Source organism: Arthrobacter sp. UNC362MFTsu5.1 (assembly GCF_000685965.1).
Taxonomy (GTDB): domain Bacteria; phylum Actinomycetota; class Actinomycetes; order Actinomycetales; family Micrococcaceae; genus Arthrobacter.
The window spans coordinates 41,137-60,969 of record NZ_JMLE01000025.1 but is presented as its reverse complement, the minus strand read 5'-3'; the positions used below and the strand labels follow the sequence as shown (position 1 = coordinate 60,969).

Annotated in this window: 15 protein-coding genes; 10 read left to right on the top strand and 5 right to left on the bottom strand. The window is 67.7% G+C overall.

The genetic code is table 11. The features are described 5' to 3' along the window. Positions 1 to 97 precede the first annotated feature (97 nt). From BS38_RS0119205 to BS38_RS0119170, 8 genes are all read left to right on the top strand, one after another. Positions 98 to 1,159, top strand: a complete 1,062-nt coding sequence (locus tag BS38_RS0119205; protein ID WP_028272275.1) for a LacI family DNA-binding transcriptional regulator — start codon at positions 98 to 100, stop codon at positions 1,157 to 1,159. Between the two features lie 121 nt (positions 1,160 to 1,280). Next, positions 1,281 to 2,687 (top strand): glucuronate isomerase, encoded by a 1,407-nt coding sequence (gene uxaC / locus BS38_RS0119200; protein ID WP_028272274.1) that lies wholly within the window; start codon positions 1,281 to 1,283, stop codon positions 2,685 to 2,687. After that, entirely contained in the window at positions 2,684 to 4,117 is a 1,434-nt protein-coding gene (locus BS38_RS0119195) for a mannitol dehydrogenase family protein (RefSeq protein WP_081818977.1), read from the top strand. Before uxaC ends, BS38_RS0119195 begins: the two co-directional genes overlap by 4 nt. Before the next feature lie 208 nt (positions 4,118 to 4,325). Continuing rightward, positions 4,326 to 6,164 carry a beta-glucuronidase gene (uidA, locus tag BS38_RS0119190; protein WP_028272272.1) on the top strand — a complete coding sequence of 613 codons (1,839 nt, stop codon included), beginning with the start codon at positions 4,326 to 4,328 and terminating at the stop codon, positions 6,162 to 6,164. Positions 6,165 to 6,224: 60 nt separating this feature from the next. Further along, positions 6,225 to 7,607 (top strand): glucuronide transporter, encoded by a 1,383-nt coding sequence (uidB, locus tag BS38_RS0119185; protein ID WP_028272271.1) that lies wholly within the window; start codon positions 6,225 to 6,227, stop codon positions 7,605 to 7,607. A 45-nt stretch (positions 7,608 to 7,652) separates the two neighbouring features. Next, positions 7,653 to 8,882, top strand: a complete 1,230-nt coding sequence (gene manD / locus BS38_RS0119180) for a D-mannonate dehydratase ManD (protein WP_028272270.1) — start codon at positions 7,653 to 7,655, stop codon at positions 8,880 to 8,882. A 79-nt stretch (positions 8,883 to 8,961) separates the two neighbouring features. Beyond that, the gene (locus BS38_RS0119175) at positions 8,962 to 11,262 is read left to right on the top strand and encodes a gluconokinase, GntK/IdnK-type (protein ID WP_043439299.1); all 2,301 of its coding nucleotides are present in this window, start codon (positions 8,962 to 8,964) and stop codon (positions 11,260 to 11,262) included. Between the two features lie 80 nt (positions 11,263 to 11,342). Beyond that, entirely contained in the window at positions 11,343 to 12,602 is a 1,260-nt protein-coding gene (locus tag BS38_RS0119170; RefSeq protein WP_028272268.1) for an FAD-dependent oxidoreductase, read from the top strand. On the opposite strand, the gene BS38_RS0119165 is transcribed toward BS38_RS0119170, so the two are convergent. From BS38_RS0119165 to acsA, 5 genes are read right to left on the bottom strand one after another with little or no spacing between them, the layout of a single operon-like run. Further along, complete coding sequence (locus BS38_RS0119165) at positions 12,591 to 12,833, bottom strand: acyl carrier protein (protein ID WP_028272267.1); 243 nt, start codon at positions 12,831 to 12,833, stop codon at positions 12,591 to 12,593. The genes BS38_RS0119170 and BS38_RS0119165 overlap by 12 nt on opposite strands. Then, entirely contained in the window at positions 12,830 to 14,269 is a 1,440-nt protein-coding gene (locus tag BS38_RS0119160) for a dihydrolipoamide acetyltransferase family protein (protein ID WP_028272266.1), read from the bottom strand. Before BS38_RS0119160 ends, BS38_RS0119165 begins: the two co-directional genes overlap by 4 nt. Next, positions 14,262 to 15,242, bottom strand: coding sequence for an alpha-ketoacid dehydrogenase subunit beta (locus tag BS38_RS0119155; RefSeq protein ID WP_028272265.1), 981 nt, complete (start codon positions 15,240 to 15,242; stop codon positions 14,262 to 14,264). The genes BS38_RS0119160 and BS38_RS0119155 overlap by 8 nt, the downstream gene beginning before the upstream one ends. Next, entirely contained in the window at positions 15,239 to 16,240 is a 1,002-nt protein-coding gene (pdhA, locus tag BS38_RS0119150) for a pyruvate dehydrogenase (acetyl-transferring) E1 component subunit alpha (protein WP_028272264.1), read from the bottom strand. Before pdhA ends, BS38_RS0119155 begins: the two co-directional genes overlap by 4 nt. Then, entirely contained in the window at positions 16,237 to 18,060 is a 1,824-nt protein-coding gene (gene acsA, locus BS38_RS0119145) for an acetate--CoA ligase (RefSeq protein ID WP_028272263.1), read from the bottom strand. Before acsA ends, pdhA begins: the two co-directional genes overlap by 4 nt. 150 nt (positions 18,061 to 18,210) lie before the next feature. Between acsA and pyrE the strand changes: the two genes are divergently transcribed. Next, entirely contained in the window at positions 18,211 to 18,795 is a 585-nt protein-coding gene (gene pyrE, locus BS38_RS0119140) for an orotate phosphoribosyltransferase (RefSeq protein ID WP_028272262.1), read from the top strand. 147 nt (positions 18,796 to 18,942) lie between these two features. Beyond that, on the top strand, positions 18,943 to 19,719 hold the full coding sequence (locus BS38_RS0119135; protein ID WP_028272261.1) for a GAF and ANTAR domain-containing protein: 777 nt from the start codon (positions 18,943 to 18,945) through the stop codon (positions 19,717 to 19,719). Positions 19,720 to 19,833: the final 114 nt, after the last annotated feature.

Below are 19,833 nucleotides of genomic sequence, written 5' to 3'. Positions count from 1 at the left end.
GGAAAGTGAGAGACCGTCGGCGTTAAAGGGACGGAAAGTGAGAGAGCGTTTGGCAACCGTCCCGCTGTTTGTTGCCGTGCCGCACTACGATGGAGCCGTGACTGAACCCAAGACGCCGGACGCTGCCGCACCAACAGCTCCGGCCAAAAAGCACGCCCGCGACGGCAAGTCCAACGCTACGATCTACGACATTGCGAAGGTTGCCGGCGTCAATCCGTCCACGGTTTCCCGTGCGCTCAGCAAACCGGGCCGGGTCAGCGCCAAGACACAGAAACTCATCGAGGACGCCGCCGCGGAGCTGAACTACCAGGTCAACCCGTTCGCCCGGGCCCTGCCCACCGGCCGAACCAACACCTTCGGCCTGATCGTTGCGGACATCACCAACCCCACCTTCTTCGACATCATCCGCGGCGCGGAAACCACCGCCACGGTGCGGGATTACACCCTGGTGCTCGCCGAATCCGCCGAGTCCGCCGTCACCGAGCTGACGGCAGCCCGCCGCATGATGGCCACCGTGGACGGCCTGATCCTGGCCAGCCCGCGCATGGACGACGACGACATCCGCGCCCTCGCCCGCGACAAGCCGGTGGTGGTCATCAACCGCGAGGTCGACGGCGTGCCGTGCGTGGTGCCCGACGTGAACAAGGGCATCAGCGAGGCCGTCCGCAGCCTGGCCGCCAACGGCCACCACAAGGTCGCCTTTGTTGCCGGGCCCCCGCAGTCCTGGATGTCCGCCCGCCGCTGGGAAGGTGTGCAGGCCGCCTGCGAGTGGTCGCGGCTTGAGGCCGTCAGACTCGAATCCAGCAAACCAACGGTCGACGGCGGCAGGCAGGTGGCGCGCGACGTCCGGGCCAGCGGTGCCACGGCCGTGCTGACCTACAACGACCTCCTGGCCATCGGACTCATGCAGGAGCTCCAGGCAGCGGGCATGGTGGTGCCGGACCAGATCAGCATCGTGGGCTTCGACGACATCTTCGGGGCGGATTTCACCACGCCGCCGCTCACCACCGTCCGCTCGCCGCTGGGGGAGTGCGGCTCCGGTGCCACCACCCTGCTCCTTGACCTGCTCCACGGCACGGGGGAGCCGGCGGGGACGCTGCGCGTCGAAACGGAGCTGGTGCTGCGGGGCTCCAGCGGACGGCTCCTCCCCGCGGGCTGAGGCCGGGCAGCCCCGCCACCCGGGCAGCCCTGCCACCCCGGCCGCCCGGCCACCCCGCAACTTAATGGCAATTTATGGCAACCGGTTGACAAATGCCCTTGGCAACCCGGACCATTGATCTATGTCACAGTCGATTGCCGCCAACCCAGACCGGCTCCTGCCCGCGGATCCCGGAACGCGCAGCATTGCGCGCGACCTCCTGCAGCGCGTCCAGGACCTCCCCATCATTTCCCCGCACGGGCACGTTGACGCCGCTGTCATCGAGCACAACACCCCCTTCCCGGACCCGGCAGCGCTGCTGGTCAGCCCGGACCACTACGTCACCCGCCTGATCCACGCCAGCGGCGTTCCGCTGGACCGGCTGCGGGACTCCAATACCACCCAGCCGGACTCCCGCGCCGTCTGGCACGAGTTCTGCAAGGCCTGGCCGCTGTTCGAAGGCACCGCCTCCGGCTACTGGCTCCGCACGCAGTTCGACAGCGTGTTCGGCCTCCAGCTGGAGATCAGCGCCGAGACCGCCGATGCCAGCTACGACGCGATTTCCGCCAAGCTGCTGGAACCGGGCTTCCGACCGCGCCAGCTCTTCAAGGACTTCAACATCGAGGTCCTGGCCACCACCGATGATCCCCTGGACAGCCTGGCCAGCCACAAGGCAATCGCCGACGACCCCACCTTCCACGGCCGCGTCCTGCCCACGTTCCGGCCGGACCAATACCTGAACATCGCCCACCCCGCGTGGTCCGCCAACGTTGACCGCCTCATCGCGGCAGCGGGCGACGGCGGCACCGGCTATGCCGGGTATATCACCGCGCTGGAAAACCGGCGTCGTTATTTCGTGGAGCACGGCGCAGTTTCCGCGGACCACGGCGTCCGCACGCCGTCAACGCTCAAGCTTGACGCCGGCGATGCGGCAAAGCTGTTTGACCGGGCCCGCTCCGGCCAGGCCACGGCGCAGGACCGCGAAGACTTCGAAGCCCACATGATGTACCAGATGGCGCGGATGTCCGTGGAAGACGGCCTGGTCATGACCATCCACCCGGGCTCGTACCGCAACCACCACGAACCCACCTTCAACACTTACGGCGCGGACACCGGCCACGACATCCCGTTCGCCGTCAACTACACCGAGGCGATCCGCCCGCTGCTGCAGGACTTCGGCACCGCCAAGGACTTCCACCTGGTGCTGTTCACCCTGGACGAGACCGTGTTCTCCCGCGAACTCGCGCCGCTGGCCGGCTTCTATCCGTCCGTGTACCTCGGCGCCCCGTGGTGGTTCCTGGACGCCCCGGACGCCATGCTGCGCTTCCGCTCGGCGGTCACCGAGACCGCCGGCTTCTCCCGCTCGTCCGGCTTCATCGACGACACCCGCGCGTTCTGCTCCATCCCCGCCCGCCACGACGCCTCCCGCCGGATCGAGGCCTCCTTCCTGGCCCGCCTGGTAGCGGAGCACCGCGTCAGCGAGGACCGCGCCCACGAACTGATCGTCGACCTCGTCGACGGCTCGCCCCGAAGGGTCTTCAAACTGTGAGCACCGAACTGCAACCTGAAGCGGCCGTAGAAGCTGTGGACCTGCCGCGGCTGAACCGCCGCCTGCGCCCGTCCGCCAAAGCGCCCGTACGCATCGTCCACCTCGGGCTGGGCGCCTTCCACCGCTCGCACCAGGCCTGGTACACCCACCAGGCGTCGGACGCCGCGCACTGGGGCATCGCCGCCTTCACCGGCCGCCGCCCCGATGCCGCGCTGGCCCTGGCCGAACAGGACGGGCTGTACACCGTGGTGGAACGGGCCGACGGCGGCGACACCTTCGCCGTGGTCAGCAGCATCGTGGAGGCCATCGACGGCGCCGACGTCCAGCGCCTGGCGGAGCTGATCGCGGCTCCGGCCACGGCCGTCGTCACCCTGACCATCACCGAAGCGGCCTACCGGCTCGGCGCGGACGGGCACCTCGACGCCAAGGCGCCCGACGTCGTCGCTGACCTTTCGCTGCTGGCCGGCAACGGATTCCCGACGACGCCGCTGGGCCGGCTGGTGCTGGCCCTCGCCGCCCGCCGGGCTGCCGGAGCGGGACCGCTGGCCGTGGTCTGCTGCGACAACCTCTCCAACAACGGCACCGTGGCGCACAACGCCGTGGTGGGCATGGCCGGCGCATGGGATGCGGGCCTCGGCGACTGGATCGATGCCAACATCAGCTTCGTCAGCACCTCGGTGGACCGCATCACGCCGCGCACCACGGAGGCGGATGTCGCCGCCGTCCAGGCCGCGTGCGGCTACCGGGACACTTCGCCCGTGGTTGCCGAACCCTTCGCCAACTGGGTGCTTAGCGGGGATTTCCCCGCCGGCCGTCCCCGCTGGGAGGACGCAGGCGCGGTCTTCGTGGCCGACATCGAGCCGTACGAGAACCGCAAGCTGTGGCTCCTGAACGGCGCGCACTCACTGCTGGCGTACGCGGGCCAGCTCCGCGGCCACACCACCGTGGCGCAGGCCCTGGCGGATCCAATGTGCCTCCGGGCCGTGGAAAAGTTCTGGGACGAAGCCGAGGCGAACCTCTCCGGGCCGGGCGGAAACGCCGCCGAGCTGCAAATCCCGGAGTACCGTGCCGCCCTGCTGGCACGCTTCAGCAACGCCAGGATCGCCCACCACCTCGCGCAGATCGCCATGGACGGCAGCACCAAGCTCCGGATGCGCGCCGTTCCGGTGCTGCAGGCCGAGCGTGCCGCCGGCAGGACCGGGGCGGCCGCCGCCCTCATGATTGCCGCCTGGATGGACTACAGCGCGGCCGCCGCCGCGTTCCAGGATCCCCTGGCTGAGGCCGTGGCCGCGGCCAACCTGCTCGACGGCACCGAACGGATCCGCGCCCTGCTGGACATCGTGGATCCGGTCCTGGCCGGGGACGGCGCCGTCGTTGAGCTGATCGAAGACCTGTGCGGAACGTTCGGGGAGCTGGCTGTCTCCCGTTAGCGTCCTCCGCACGCGCCGCTGCCCGGCTCCCGGATCCCCGGGACCCGGGCAGCGGTGTTTAATGAACTTTCAACAAATATTATGGCAACCGCTTGCCATTTGATTGCCAAGTGATTAGGATTACAACAAGAGCAAAGACCGGCGCACCGCCGGACTCCCCAGAATCCTCCTCCCGGCACAGACCGCAAAGACGCGATAGGACCTCCAGATGCTGAAGCCCCAAGCCAGCGAAACGCGCGAACTGGTCAACCTCGACGGCCTCTACGCTTTCAAGGTGGACTTTGACCGCGCCGGCCACCGCGAGGAATGGTTCAAGGCGCCCCTGGACACCGGGCTGGAAATGGGCGTCCCCGCCAGCTACAACGACGTCTTCCCGGACAAAGCCATCCGCGACCACGTGGGCTACGTCTGGTACCAGCGCGAAGTCCGCGTCCCGCGCGGCTGGGCAGGGGAGCGCATCCACCTCCGCCTCGACTCGGCAACGCACGAGGGCATGGTGTGGGTGGACGGGATCCTCGTGGCCCGGCACACCGGCGGCTACATGCCGTTCAGCGCGGACATCACGGACCACGTCACTCCGGGCAAGACATTCCGGCTCACGGTTTCCGTCAACAACGAGCTCACCCAGGCCACCATTCCGCCGGGCAGCATCACCGTCACGGAAGACGGCCGACGCCAGCAGAGCTACCTCCACGACTTCTACAACTACGCCGGCCTGCACCGCAGCCTCTGGCTGTACAGCACCCCGGCGGTCACCGTGGACGACATCACGGTGGTCACCGGCTTCGACGGCCCCACCGGCACGGTGGACTACACGATCGCGACGGCAGGCACCACCGCTGGCGGGACGGGTAGCGAAACGGTGACCGTTACGCTCAAGGACGCCGACGGCGTCGAGGTTTCCCGTGCGGACGGCGCCAGCGGCGCGCTGGTGATCAACGACGTCGTGCTCTGGCAGCCCGGCGCCGCCTACCTCTACAGCCTGACCGCCGAAATCCGCGAAGGCGGCCGGCTGCTGGACAGCTACACGCTGCCCGTCGGCGTCCGGACCGTGGAGGTCCGCGGCAAGGAATTCCTGATCAACGGCGAGCCTTTCTACTTCACCGGCTTCGGCATGCACGAGGACCACGTCACGGTCGGCAAGGGCAACAGCAACGCCCAGATGGTCAACGACTTCCAGCTCCTGGACTGGGTGGGCGCCAACTCGTTCCGCACCTCGCACTACCCCTACGCCGAGGAAGTCATGGAGTTCGCCGACCGCCACGGCATTGTGGTCATCGACGAAACCGCGGCTGTGGGCCTCCACCTCGGCTTCGGCGCCGTCTTTGGCGGCATCGCCAAGAAGACCTACGAGGACGGGGGCGTGGACGCCAATACGGCGGCCAACCACCGGCAGGCGATCACCGAACTCGTGGCCCGGGACAAGAACCACCCGTCCGTGGTCATCTGGTCCATCGCCAACGAACCCAACGGTTCCGAGGAAGGCGCACGCGAGTACTTCCAGCCCCTGGCGGAACTGACCCGCGAGCTGGACCCCACCCGCCCCGTGGGCTACGTCAACGTCATGTTCGACACCCCGGACAAGGAACTGCTCGGGGACCTCTTCGACGTCATCATGCTCAACCGCTACTACGGCTGGTACCTGAACAACGGGGACCTCGAAACAGCGGAACAGGTCCTGGAAAAGGAACTGCGCGAATGGGAAGCCAAGTACGGCAAACCCATGATCATGACCGAGTACGGCCCGGACACCATGCCCGGCTTCCACTCCATTTATGAGCAGCCTTGGAGCGAGGAATACCAGGCCGCCTTCCTATCCATGTACCACCGGGTGTTCGACCGGGTGGACGCCATGGTGGGCGAGCAGGTCTGGAACTTCGCGGACTTCCAGACGTCCAACGGCATCATGCGCGTGGACGGCAACAAGAAGGGCGTCTTCACCCGCGACCGCCGGCCCAAGCCCGCCGCGTACGCCCTCCGCCAGCGCTGGACCGCACTGGCCGGCACCAAGAATGCCGCCCCGAACAGCAGCATCACCACCCCGTAGCATTTCTGACCATTTTTTCGCCGGCTCCACGGAGGCGGCACCGGGTAAAGGAGCCCAATCATGAAAAAACCCAGCAAACTAGGAAAGCTCAGCATCCTCGGCTACGGCGCCGGCGATGCCGCCAACAACCTCGCCTTCACCACGGCCACCATGTTCCTCCTGGTCTACTACACGGACGTTGCAGGAATCTCGGCCGCAGCGGCAGGCACGCTGCTGCTGGTGGTCCGGATCTTCGACGCCTTCGCCGACGTTTTCGCCGGCCGCATGGTGGACCGCACTTTCAGCAGGCGCTTCGGGAAGTTCCGTCCATTCATCATGTTCGGCTCCATCCCGCTGCTGCTCCTGAGCGTGGCAACGTTCTCCGTCCCGCAGCTCGGCGAATCCGGCACCCTGCTCTACGCCTACGTCACCTACGCGGCACTCGGCCTGGCCTACAGCCTGGTCAACATCCCCTACGGCTCCCTGGCCGGCGCCATGACCCAGGACCCGGGGGAGCGCGCCAAGCTTGGCTCCGCACGCATGGTGGGCGGCCTGCTGGTGGGTTCGGCCCTCGGCATCTTCGTGGCACCGCTGATCAAGCCGGGCGCTGACCTGCAGTCAACCTTCACCACCATCACCCTGGTGTTCGTCGTTATCGGCGCAGCCCTGTATTTCTTCACCGTCATGACCGCCAAGGAACGCGTCCACCGCGCCGTCCCGAACGTCTCGGTCAAGCAGAGCATGGAAACCCTGAAGGGCAACAAGCCCCTCCTGATGCTGTGCATCAGCTCGTTCTTCTTCCTCTCCGGCTACCTGGCACTGACCTCGGTGCAGCTGTACTACCTGCGCGACGTCCTCGGAAACCTGGGCCTGTACCCGGTGCTGTCCATCATCCAGCTGGCCGCCACCTTCGTGCTGGCCGGGTTCATGCCCAGGCTGGTCCGCTCCATCGGCAAGAAGCGCGTCTACATCTACTCGTCGGTGCTCACCGTCATCGGCGGAACCATCATCTTCTTCACCCCCGCCAGCCAGGTCTGGATCGGTTTTTCCGGCCTCGTGATCAGCCTCGTGGGCGTCCTCGCCGTCAACATCGTGGTGTGGGCCCTGGAAGCCGACACGGTGGAGTACGGAGAATGGAAGACCGGCGTCCGCACCGAGGGCATCACCTACGCGCTGTTCTCCTTCACCCGCAAGACCGGCCAGGCCGTGGGCGGCGCCCTCGCCGCCTACGCCCTGGCACTGGGCGGCTACAAGTCCGGCGGTGCACAGACGGCCGACGCCCTCTTCGGAATCCAGCTTGCAGCCGGCGCCATCCCGGCAGTGCTGACCATCCTCGCCGTCCTGGTCATGTCCAAGTACAAACTGACCGACGCCATGCACGCCGAGATCCTCAACGAAATCCAGGCACGCCGCACCGGCGAAGAAGCCGCAGACGCCGCCAAGCCCCTCACCACCTCCAACTAAGCCCCGACCCACTCCTCGACCCAGCCCCGCTCGAAAGGAACAGCTGTGAAAATCATTGCCGCGGAAGTCTTCGTGACAAGCCCGTCCCGTAACTTCGTGACCCTCCGGATCACCACGGAGGACGGTGTGACCGGCATCGGTGACGCCACCCTGAACGGCCGCGAGCTCGCCGTCGCCGCATACCTCAAGGAACACGTCGCACAGCTGCTGATCGGCAAGGACCCGCACCGGATCGAGGACACCTGGCAGTTCCTGTACCGCAGCTCGTACTGGCGCCGCGGCCCGGTGACCATGGCCGCCATCGCCGCCGTGGACATGGCGCTGTGGGACATCAAGGGCAAGGTGGCCGGCATGCCGGTGTACCAGCTCCTGGGCGGTGCCTCCCGCAACGGCCTGCGTGCCTACGGCCACGCCTCCGGCGCGGACATCCCCTCCCTGTTCGACTCCGTCCGCGAGCACCTGGAACTCGGCTACAAGTCCGTCCGCATCCAGACCGCCGTTCCGGGCATCAAGGCCGTCTACGGCGTCGCCGCCCAGGCCCAGGCCTCCGGCGAACGCTATGACTACGAGCCCGCCGGCCGCGGCGCGTTCCCGGTGGAAGAGGACTGGGACACCCGGGCCTACCTGCGCCACCTGCCCACCGTGTTCGAGGCCGTCCGGAACGAATTCGGTCCGGAACTGCCGCTGCTGCACGACGGCCACCACCGCATGACCCCGATCCAGGCCGCCAAGCTGGGCAAGGCCCTGGAACCCTATGACCTGTTCTGGCTCGAGGACTGCACCCCGGCCGAGAACCAGGAAGCCCTGCGCCTGGTCCGCCAGCACACCACCACTCCGCTGGCCATCGGTGAAATCTTCAACACCGTGTACGACTACCAGACCATCATCAAGGAACAGCTGATCGACTACGTCCGGGCAGCCTCCACGCACTTCGGCGGCATCTCACCGCTGAAGAAGGTCATGGACTTCGCCGCGCAGTACCAGATCAAGTCCGGCTTCCACGGCCCCACCGACATCTCCCCGGTCGGTTTCGCCGCGCAGCTGCACGTGGGCCTGGCCATCCACAACTACGGCATCCAGGAATACATGCAGCACTCGGACAAGACCAACGAGGTCTTCCAGCAGTCCATGACCTTCAAGGACGGCTACCTGCACCCGGGCGACAAGCCCGGCATCGGCGTCGAATTCAACGAGGAGGCAGCGGCCGCGTTCCCGTACCAGCAGGCCTACCTGCCCTACAACCGCCTGGTTGACGGCACCGTCCATGACTGGTGAGGCACGAGTCGTGACAGAACACCCCGTGACAGAACAATCCGCGACACAACACGGCAGCACCAAGCACCGCATCATCGTCATGGGCGTCTCCGGCTGCGGCAAGACCACCATTGGCGACCTGGTGGCCCGCGAGCTGGGCGTACCGTTCCTCGACGGCGATTCGCTCCACCCCGTGGAGAACGTCGCCAAGATGGCCGCCGGCACGCCCCTGACGGACGAGGACCGCTGGCCCTGGCTGGCCACCGTGGGTTCCGAACTCGCAGCCGCCGGCAACGGCGGGCTGGTGCTGGCGTGCTCGGCGCTCAAGCGAAGCTACCGTGACGCCATCAGGGAACAGGCGCCGGACACCGTGTTCCTGCACCTGCACGGCAGCAAAGAGGTGCTGAGGTCACGGACTGAAGGCCGCTCCGGGCACTTCATGCCGCCTGCCCTGCTTGATTCCCAACTCGCAACGCTGGAACCGCTCGACGCCGACGAAGCCGGCATCGTGGTGGACATCGCCGCGCCGGTGGACCAGGTGGTGGCCGAAGCGCTGGCCGGGATCGCCGCCGTCGTGAACGCTGCCGGGGCTGTTAACGCCGACGCGGCCACCGCTCCGGCGGGTACCGCCGACGGTGCCGCGGGCACCCAGCCGCGCCAGTTCGACGTCGACCTCCAGGCCGCGCCGTTCAACCTCGACGACGCAGCGGTCCAGTGGGTGAACAGCACCCTGGAGTCGATGAGCCTCGAGGAAAAGATCGGCCAGCTGTTCATCAACCACAACAACGACTACTCCCCGGAGTACCTCGACGGTGTGCTGGAGAACTACCACGTGGGCGGCATGCGCTACCGGCCGGGCCCCTCCGCCGCCGTGCAGGAGCACATCCGCTACGCGCAGTCCAAGACCCGGATCCCGCTGCTGGTGGCTTCCAACCCGGAAATGGGGGGAGCCGGAAGCTGCGACGACGGGACGTTCGTGTCGACGCACCTGCAGGCCGGCTCGCACCCGGACAAGGCCATCGCCCGGCAGATGGGCCAGGTGGCCGGCGTCGAAACCGCCGCACTGGGCTGCAACTGGGCGTTCGCGCCGATCGTGGACATCCACTACAACTGGCGGAACACGGTCATCTCCACCCGGACCTTCGGCAACACGCCGGAGATCGTGGTGGAGCGCGCCAAGGAGTACTTCGACGGCATCAGCGAGTCACCCACCGCCTGCGCCATGAAGCACTTCCCGGGCGACGGCATGGACGAGCGCGACCAGCACGTGGTCACCTCGTACAACACCCTCGGCTATGAGGAGTGGAACCGGAGCTACGGGCACGTCTACCGGGAAATGATCGGGCACGGCGTGCAGTCCATCATGATCGGCCACATCGGGGCGCCGGAACTGTCCCGGCACTTCCGTCCCGGCCTGGCGGACAAGGACATCCGCCCGGCCACGCTGGCGCCGGAACTGCTCCAGGACCTGCTCCGCGGCGAACTCGGCTTCAACGGACTGATCCTCACCGACGCCTCACAGATGATCGGCCTGACCCAGGCCATGAAGCGCCGTGACCTGGTGCCGGCCACCATTGCGGCCGGCTGCGACATGTTCCTGTTCTTCCGCAACCCCGCGGAAGATTTCCAGTACATGCTGGACGGCTACAAGTCCGGCGTCATCACCGAGCAGCGCCTGCATGACGCGCTGCGCCGGATCCTTGCCCTCAAGGCATCGCTCGGTTTGCACCGGAAGGCACGCAACGAGCTAGTGCCGCCTGTGGAAGCACTCGCCGTGATCGGCAGTGACGCCCACCGCGCTGTCGCAGCCGACATCGCGGACAAGACCGTCACCCTGGTCAAGGACACCGCCAACAACCTGCCCATCACGCCGGCTACGCACAAACGGATCCGCCTGTACGGCATCTCCGGAGGTTCGGACTTCACCCGCGCCGACCCGCTGGCCTACCTGGACACCGTCAAGGCGGAGCTGGAAAACGCCGGCTTCGAGGTGCACCTGTTCAAGACGGCGGACCAGCGCGAAGCGGCAGGGGAGACCGGCGTGAACTTCATGTCGGTCATCTCCGAGGAAGCCACCGGCGACTACGCGGACAAGTACGACGCCGCGTTCGTGTTCGCCAATGTGAAGGGCTTCGCCCAGGAGGCAGCCATCCGGATCAAGTGGTCCACCCCGATGGCCGCGGAGATCCCGTGGTACGTCACAGAGGTCCCCACCGTGTTCGTCTCGCTCAACCAGCCCAACCACCTGATTGACGTGCCGATGGTGAAGACCGCCATCCACGCCCACGCAGGGTCGCCCGAGGCCATTCGGGCGACCATCCAAAAGATCATGGGCAGCTCGGAGTTCCAGGGAACGTTCAACGAGAACGTGTTCTGCGATTCCTTCGACACCCGGCTCTGATCCGGTCCAGGCAGGACACCAAGGCCGCACGCGCAGCAATTGCGCGTGCGGCCTTTGTGTGTCCGGCGTAGCGTGGGTGCATGGAACAAACGGCGTGCGTTGTTGCCGGCGGAGGGCCGGCGGGGATGATGCTGGGCCTGTTGCTGGCCCGGGCCGGTGTGGAAGTCACGGTGCTCGAAAAACACGGCGACTTCCTGCGGGATTTCCGCGGCGACACCGTGCACGCCTCCACCATCAGGCTGATCGACGAACTGGGACTCGGCGACGAATTCCGGAAGCTCCCGCAGAGCAGGTTGAACGCCGCCGCCTTTCCCCTCCCCAACGGCGGGATGCTGACGCTCGGCGATTTCGCCTCCTTGAAGCCGCCGTACAACTACATCGCCATGATGCCGCAATGGGACTTCCTGAACTTCCTGGCCACCGAGGCCGCGCGGGAACCCACGTTCCGGCTGCTGATGAGGCATGAAGCCACATCGTTGATGTTCGACGACGGCCGCGTCACCGGCGTCCGCTACCGGACCCGTGGGGGCAGCGAAGAGGCAAGTACCGAGGGGGCGATCCACGCGGACCTCGTGGTGGCCACGGACGGGCGGCATTCGGTGCTGCGCCGCTCCGCCGGCCTGCAGCCGAAGGAATACCCCGTTCCCTTCGACACCTGGTGGTTCAAGCTCCCGCGCCACGCGTCGGAAAAAGGCGCCGTGGCGGGCATCGTCCCGGCCTTCCGGGGCCGCGAAGCCATGATTGCGCTCTTCCGCGACGACTACTACCAGATGGGGTACCTCGGCCCCAAGGGAACGGATGCCCGGATCCGTGCCGAGGGAGTTGAACGGTTCAGGGAACGCGTCGCCGCGCTGCGGCCGGACCTGGCGGACCGTGTGGACGCCATCCGTTCATTGGATGACCTTCACTTCCTGGATGTGCGGCTGGACCGGCTGCGGCACTGGTACGTGGACGGGCTGTTGTGCATTGGCGACGCCGCCCATGCCATGTCCCCGGCAGGCGGGGTGGGCATCAACCTGGCCATCCAGGACGCGGTGGCCGCGGCCGCGCGGCTGGCCCCGGGCCTGCTGCAGGGGCGGGTGACAGTGCATGATCTCGCCGCGGTGGAACGGCGGCGCCGGATGCCCACCGTTCTGCTCCAGACCGTCCAGCGCATCATGCACCGGGCGGTTTTCGTCCCCCTGTTCGCCGGAAGGAGGGCCGGGGTTCCGTCAGTGGTGTTGTTCCTTGCCAGGCGCGTTCCGGCGCTGACAAGGCTCATGCCGCGGCTCATCGCCTTCGGGCCAAGGCCGGAGCACGCGCCCGGCTTTGCCCGCCGGGCCCAGCGCTCAGCCGCGTAAGGCGACGTAGTCGATCAGGCCCTTCACCGTGGCCACGGAGGCGTAGTCGCGTTCAGGGATGTCCACGCCTGTGGCCTCATCGATGGTTTCCACCAGCCTCAGGAAATCCAGCGAATCCAGCTCAAGGTCCTGCCGCAGCCTGGACCCCTCGTCGAGGCCGTCCAGCTCCACGTCCGGGGCCACCTGGTTGATGGCCGCGCGCACGGCCTGCCGCGCCTCCTGCTCATTCATAGCTCCTCCGGTTTTTGCAGCAGTTCGTCGATCCGGGCCAGGAAGCGGGCACCCCGGAGTCCGTCGCTCACCCGGTGGTCGGCGGACAGTGTGGCGGTGACGGCGGGCCGCACACCCAGCATGCCGTCCTGCGCCCAGGGCTGCTCCACCACCTTGCCCAGGCCCACCATGGCCACCTGCGGCGGGTAGATGACGCCGTACACAGACTCCACTCCAAGGTCGCCCAGATTCGTGACCGTGATGGTGGGATCGGCCATTTCCGCGCGCTGCAGGCGCCCCGCCCGGGCCCTGCCCACCAGGTCCCGGAGCTTCTGCATCAGCACGTCCACGGCCAGGGTGTCGGCATCGTGGATGGCAGGCGCCACCAGGCCTCCGTGCCGCAGGGCCACGGCCACCCCGAGGTGCACGGTGCTGCTCGGCCGGAACACCCCGTCCGTGAAAAAGCCGTTGACTTCCGGGATCTCGCGCGCGGCCACGGCTGTCGCCTTCAACAGCAGGGCGGACGGAACCAGCCGCGAGGCCACCGGACGCTGTTCGTTGACCTGTTGCATCCACCCGATGGCGGCGCGGAGGTCCAGCGTGGTGCTGACGTAGTAGTGCGGGATGGACTGCTTGGAACGGGTCATAAGCGAGCCGATGGACCTGCGGAGGCTGGACAAGCGGTCCTGCGCGTCCGACGGCGGTGCCTCCTCCGCGGGCTGCGCCTCTGCTGCCGTCGCTCCCGCTGCCGTCGTTTCCGCCGAGGCGGTACCTTCCGCGGAAGCGGGCGCACCGGCTCCCTGCACGGCACGCTGGATGTCAGCCTCGGTGACGGCGCCGTCCGGGCCCGTCCCCGGCACCGTGCCGATGTCGACGCCGAGCTGGTCCGCCAGCCGCCGTGCCCGGGGCGAGGACCGCACCCGGGTCGCGCGGGGTGCCGGGCCAGCAGCCGGAGCCGGGGCAGCTTCAGGAACCGGCGCGGCTTTTGGCACCGGCCCGGCTTCAGGAACCGGCCGCGCCGGCTGCACGGCCGCCGCGCGTTCCACGTCGGCGCGGGTGACCGCGCCGTGCTTGCCTGTGCCGCGGATTCCGGACGGGTCCACACCAAGCTGGTGTGCCAGGTGCCGGACCGGGGGAGGAACCTGCGCCGTGGCTGCTTCCGGACCGGCCTGTGCCGGCGGGACCGCCGGCTGCCCTCCTGCCTGGCCGGCGCCGTCGTCCGGGGTCTGGGTGATCCGGGCCAAGGGGGTGCCGATGGGAACAGTGGTGCCAACATCCACCAGGAGCTCGGCCACCACGCCCTCTTCGAAGGTCTCCACGTCCATGACGGTCTTGTCCGTGTCCACCACGGCCACCACATCACCGCGGTGCACGTAGTCGCCGGGCTTGATCAGCCACTCCACCATCTTGCCGTGCTCCATGTCCGCGCCCAGGGACGGCATCCTGAAATCACCCACGCGCGCCGACCGCCTCGCGGGCCGCGGCGGCGATGCGTTCCGCCGTGGGCAGTGCAGCCAGCTCCAGGTGTTTGGCGTAGGGCAACGGCACTTCGGCGCTGCAGACGCGGCCCACCGGTGCGTCCAGGTCGAAGAAGGCGTTCTCGGTGATCCGGGCGGACAGCTCTGCGGAGATGCTGCCGCTCCGCCAGCCTTCGTCCACCACCACGGCGCGGTGGGTCCGGGCCACACTCCCCAGGACGGCGGCGTCGTCGAGCGGGCGCAGCACGCGCAAATCCAGCACCTCAGCGTCGATTCCCTCGGCTGCCAACTGCGTGGCGGCGTCGAGCACTGCCGGCAGCGTTCCGCCGTAGGTGATGAGCGAAATGTCCTTGCCGGGGCGGCGGACGGCGGCCGTGCTGATATCCACCGGGCCGGCGTCGTCAGCGAGGTCCCCGGCCACGTTATACAGGGTTCCGTGCTCGAAGATCAGCACCGGATCCGGGTCTTCCAGCGCCGTCCACAGCATCCCGCGGGCGTCCTCGAGGGTTGCGGGGGTGAGGATCCGCAGCCCCGGGATGTGGGCGTACCACCCCTCCAGGCTGTGCGAATGCTGGGCTCCCAGCTGGCGCCCGGCGCCCGTGGTCATCCGGATGACCAGCGGCACGTTGAACTGCCCGCCGGACATGTGCAGCAGGGTAGCGGCGTTGTTGACCAGCTGGTCCAGAGCCAGCAGGCTGAAATTGACGGTCATGATCTCCACAATGGGCCGCATCCCGCCCAGGGCGGCCCCGATGCCGGCGCCCACAAAGCCGGATTCGGACAACGGCGTGTCCCGGATCCGCTCCGGGCCGAACTCCTCGAACAGGCCAAGGCTCACGGCGAAGCATCCGCCGTACGCGCCAACATCCTCGCCCATGAGGAACACCCGCTCGTCGCGCTGGAGGGCGTCCCGGATGGCTGCCCGCATGGCTTCGCGGTAGGTGGTCTTCATTGCGGGCGCCGTTCGCTGTACACGAACCGGGTCAGTTCCTCCACCGGCTCCAGCGTGCCGGCTTCGGCAAACTCGACGGCGGCCTTCACCTCCGCGTCCACGTCCTGCTGGATTTTCTTCCAGTCCTTCTCCGTCAGCTGGCCGGCGTCTTCCAGCGCTTTCCGCAGCGTGTTGATCGGATCGCGTTCCATCCAGCGGGAGACCTCCGTTTTTTCCCGGTACCGTTCGGGATCGAACATGGAGTGGGCCCTGAACCGATAGGTCCGGAGCTCGAGGAAGTGCGGTCCGCCGCCGGACCGGACGGCGTCCACGGCGCGGCGAGCAGCCTCTTCGACGGCGAGCACATCCATCCCGTCCGCGGACCACGAGGCGATTTCGTAGCTGGCCGCCTTGAGGGCAATATCGGTCTGCGATTCGGAGCGGGCCAGGGCCGTGCCCATGGCATACAGGTTGTTCTCGCAGCAGAACAGGACCGGCAGCTGCCAGAGCGCGGCGAGATTCAGGCTCTCGTGGAATTCCCCTTCGGCAACGGCGCCTTCGCCGAAGAAACAGGCGGTCACCCGGGAACGGCCGGACATCTTGTCCGCGAGCGCCAGGCCAACGGCCAGCGGCAGTCCGCCCGCCACGATCGCGTTGCCTCCGTAGAAGCGGGTGGCGGCGTCGAACAGGTGCATGGAGCCGCCGCGGCCCCGGCAGCAGCCTTCAACATAGCCGTACATTTCGGCCAGGATGGCGCCCGCGGACACGCCGCGCAGCAGCGCATGGCCGTGTTCCCGGTACGTTGCCACCACGGCGTCGTCCGGAGCCAGGGTACTCATCACCCCCGCGGCGACCGCTTCCTCGCCGATGTAGACGTGCAGGAACCCGCGGATTTTCGCGGCACTGTAGAGCTCCACACACTGCTCTTCGAGCCGCCGCACCCGCAGCATCTGATGGAGCAGGTGGCGTGTATGGTCGGAGTCCGAGCTTCCGGATCCCCGCGCTGCTGTGCCGCTCACGCCGGCGCTCCGGGGTAGGTGCCGGCCGGGGTCTCGATGGTTGACGTGTCACCCTCGGGGAGGCCGAGTTCGCGGGCTTTCAGGAGCCGCCGGAGGATCTTGCCGCTCCGGGTCTTGGGCAGCGCGTCGGTGAAGTCCAGCAGCCGGGGCGCCACCGCCGGGCCGAGCCGTTTGCGGGCAAAGCCGATGATGTCCAGCTTGAGCGCCTCCGAGGGCTGCCACCCGGTGCGCAGTTCCACGAAGGCCTTGACCACTTCGCCGGCAACGGCATCGGGCACGCCGATCACCCCGGCCTCGGCCACCGCTTCGTGCTCCATCAGCGAACTCTCCACCTCGAACGGTCCGATCAGGTGCCCGGAGGACTTGATGACGTCGTCGCCCCTGCCGACAAACCAGAAGTACCCGTCGGCGTCCTGCCTGGCCAGGTCTCCGGTGAGGTACCAGCCCCCGGCGAAGCAGCGCCGGTACCGTTCGTCTTCATGGAGGTAGCCGCGGAACATGGACGGCCAGCCCGGCCGGAGCGCCAGTTCGCCCACCGCATCCGGTTCGGTGAGCAACACGGCCTCGCCGTCCCGGAGCACCGGTTTGCCGTCCGGGTCCCGGGCCACAATCGCGGCCTCAACGCCGGGCAGGGGCCGGCCCATGGAACCGGGCCGGATCTCCATGGCGGGGTAGTTCGAAATCATGATGCCGCCGGTTTCGGTCTGCCACCAGTTGTCGTGGACGGGCTGGCCGAAGGCTTCCTGTCCCCACACCACCACTTCGGGGTTGAGCGGTTCGCCCACGCTCGCCACAAACCGCAGGGCGGACAGGTCATGCCCGGCGGCGTGGCCGGCACCGGCCTTCATCAGCATGCGCAGGGCGGTGGGGGCGGTGTACCAGACCGTGACGTGCTGCTCTGCGAGGATCCGGTACCACCGGTCCGCGTCCATCTCCTCTTCGTCCACGATGGTGGTCACGCCGTGGGTGAGGGGAGCGATCACACCGTAGGAGGTGCCGGTGACCCAGCCGGGGTCCGCCGTGCACCAGTAGATGTCGTCCGGGTGCAGGTCCAGTGCAAAGAAGCCGGTGGCGCGGTGGGCGGTGACGGCGTCGTGCACGTGGATCGCCCCTTTGGGGGTGCCGGTGGTGCCGCTGGTGAAGTGCAGCAGGGCCATTTCTTCGGCGCGGGTGGACGCCGTCTCCAGCGGCTGCGCGTCCCGCATGAGTTCGGCCAGGTCCAGGGTGCCCGGGTCCGGCCGGCCCTCGGCATCGATCAGGAGGACGTGCTCCAATTCCGGCAGCAGGTCCCGGATCTGCAGAACCTTCCGCCGGTACAGCGCCCGGGTGGTGACCAGGGCGCGGCCGGCCCCCAGCTGAAGGCGCTGGCGGACGGGTTCCGGGCCGAAGGCGGAGAACAGGGGGCAGAAAACGCTGGCGTTCTTGAGCGTCCCCAGTACCGCGACGTACAACTCCGGGCTGCGGCCCATGAGCGAAAAGACCCGTTCCCCGCGGCCGATTCCCAGCCCGTGCAGGACGCCGGCAAACCGTGCGGTCTGTTCGGCAAGTTCCGCGTAACTGAGGGAGCGCGCGGTGCCGTCGGCGCGGATGAACCGCAGGGCCTCGTGGCCGGCCCGTTCGCCTGCGGCATGGCGGTCCACGGCCTCGAAGGCTATGTTAACGCCGCCGTCCGGCAGCCCTGCCAGCTCATGGCGCGCCTCATCCCAGGAGAAAGCGGCGCGGCTGGCGTCGTAATCCACCATGTTGGGGCGGACGGCCAGGCCAAGGACGTCCTTCGGGATTGCGGGCCAGCGGGTCGATGGAGCGGTTCCGGCCGTCATGGTTCAATCGGACTCCTCGCCGGGAGAACTGGATAGAGTAGAAAGTCCCGTGGGACGCCCCCGGCCCGCTCTCCTGCCTGTTCTCCTGCCTGTTCTCCTGCCGGGGCAGGACGCGCCGTCACAAACCGCGGAGCCACTAAACTGGACCCCATGACTGCCACCAGCCCCCGTGCAGCTGACGCTGCTGCCGCCCGTGCCCGCCTGCTTGAACTCATCAAGGAACTCGCCGTTGTCCGCGGCAAGGTGATCCTGTCCAGCGGGGCCGAGGCTGACTACTACATCGACCTCCGACGCATCACTTTGCACCACGAGGCGTCCAAGCTGGTGGGCCAGGTCATGCTCTCGCTGATCGACGACGCCGGCATCGACTTTGAGTGCGCCGGCGGCCTCACCATGGGCGCCGATCCGGTGGGCACCGCTGTGATGCATGCCGCCGTGGATGCCGGCCGCACCGTGGACGCGTTTGTTGTCCGCAAGGCCCAGAAGTCCTACGGCATGGGCCGCCAAGTGGAAGGACCCTCCGTCGAGGGCCGCAAGGTCCTGGTGCTCGAGGACACGTCCACCACCGGCGGATCCGCACTGACCGCCGTCGAGGGTGTCCGCAAGGCCGGCGGCAACGTTGTGGCCGTCGCCGTGATTGTGGACCGCGACACCGGCGCCAAGGAAAAAATTGAAGCGGAGACCGGCGTTCCCTACCTGTTCGCGTTCGGCAAGGATGAGCTCGGCCTGAGCTAGCGTGCGGGCCGGCGGCAGCGCGCTCTGCAGCAGCGCGTTTCAGCTGCATGATTCAGCCGGGAGCTAACCCCGCTTGAATGGCCTAGAGGCGGGACCCTACAATTTGCGTAGCTCAAATTCAAGTCACGCACCTGGAGAGACCGCGCCATGCTCCCGTCCAACCCAGCACCGAACCCAGTTCCCAACACCGTCGAACAGATCCAGAACCTCATCCTGGAGAGTGCCGACTTCGAGGAATTCCTCAACGAACTGGCGCGCTTTTCCGCGCACCAGATGGCGGGCGACGGTGACGACGCCCTCTGCGGCATCACGCTGCTCCGGGATCGCAAGGCGGCCACCATCGGCTGGAGCAGCGATTCGGCGCGTGAGGTGGACGAGATCCAGTATTCGCTCTCGCAGGGGCCCTGCCTGACGGCTGCCGAGGAGGAGCGGGAGGTCCACGTCCCGGACCTTTTCGAAGAGGACCGCTGGGGCCCGGACTACGCCGACGCCGTTGCCTCGCACGGACTGCGTTCGGTGTTGTCCCTCCCGTTCCACCTCCAGGGCGATGCGAAGGCCGCCCTGAACCTCTACTCGGATGTCCCGCACAAGTTCGATGAGAAGGCGGCGGCGCGCGCCCGGGGGTACACACGCGAAGTGTCGCAGGCGCTGCGCCTGGCCGTCAGGTTTTCGCTGCACACGGACAGCGCCACCAACCTCCGGGCAACGCTGGAGTCCCGGACCACCATCGACATCGCCGTGGGCATCGTGATGGCGCAGAACCGCTGCAGCCAGGAAGCGGCCGTGCAGATCCTGACGGACGCGTCCAGCAACAGCAACGTCAAGCTGCGGGACATCGCCAAGTCCCTGGTGGATTCCGTCGGCGGGGCGGGCACCCGGACCCACTTCGAGGAGCCCAGGCAGGGCAAGTCCCGGGTGGGCTGACCGGAGGCAGGCCCGGGACAGCCTGACCCGGGCCGCACTGCGGGGCTTGTGTTGCCGGCGCGCGGAAGCTACGCTGTCCGAGGTTGAGCCGTCGGCCATAGACACCCTTTTTTG

Coding starts and splice junctions, on each gene's coding strand:
- uxaC (WP_028272274.1), top strand. CDS start 1,281: ATGTCACAGTCGATTGCCGCCAACCCAGACCGGCTCCTGCCCGCGGAT.
- uidA (WP_028272272.1), top strand. CDS start 4,326: ATGCTGAAGCCCCAAGCCAGCGAAACGCGCGAACTGGTCAACCTCGAC.
- uidB (WP_028272271.1), top strand. CDS start 6,225: ATGAAAAAACCCAGCAAACTAGGAAAGCTCAGCATCCTCGGCTACGGC.
- BS38_RS0119175 (WP_043439299.1), top strand. CDS start 8,962: ATGGGCGTCTCCGGCTGCGGCAAGACCACCATTGGCGACCTGGTGGCC.
- BS38_RS0119170 (WP_028272268.1), top strand. CDS start 11,343: ATGGAACAAACGGCGTGCGTTGTTGCCGGCGGAGGGCCGGCGGGGATG.
- BS38_RS0119165 (WP_028272267.1), bottom strand. CDS start 12,833: ATGAATGAGCAGGAGGCGCGGCAGGCCGTGCGCGCGGCCATCAACCAG.
- BS38_RS0119155 (WP_028272265.1), bottom strand. CDS start 15,242: ATGAAGACCACCTACCGCGAAGCCATGCGGGCAGCCATCCGGGACGCC.
- acsA (WP_028272263.1), bottom strand. CDS start 18,060: ATGACGGCCGGAACCGCTCCATCGACCCGCTGGCCCGCAATCCCGAAG.
- pyrE (WP_028272262.1), top strand. CDS start 18,211: ATGACTGCCACCAGCCCCCGTGCAGCTGACGCTGCTGCCGCCCGTGCC.
- BS38_RS0119135 (WP_028272261.1), top strand. CDS start 18,943: ATGCTCCCGTCCAACCCAGCACCGAACCCAGTTCCCAACACCGTCGAA.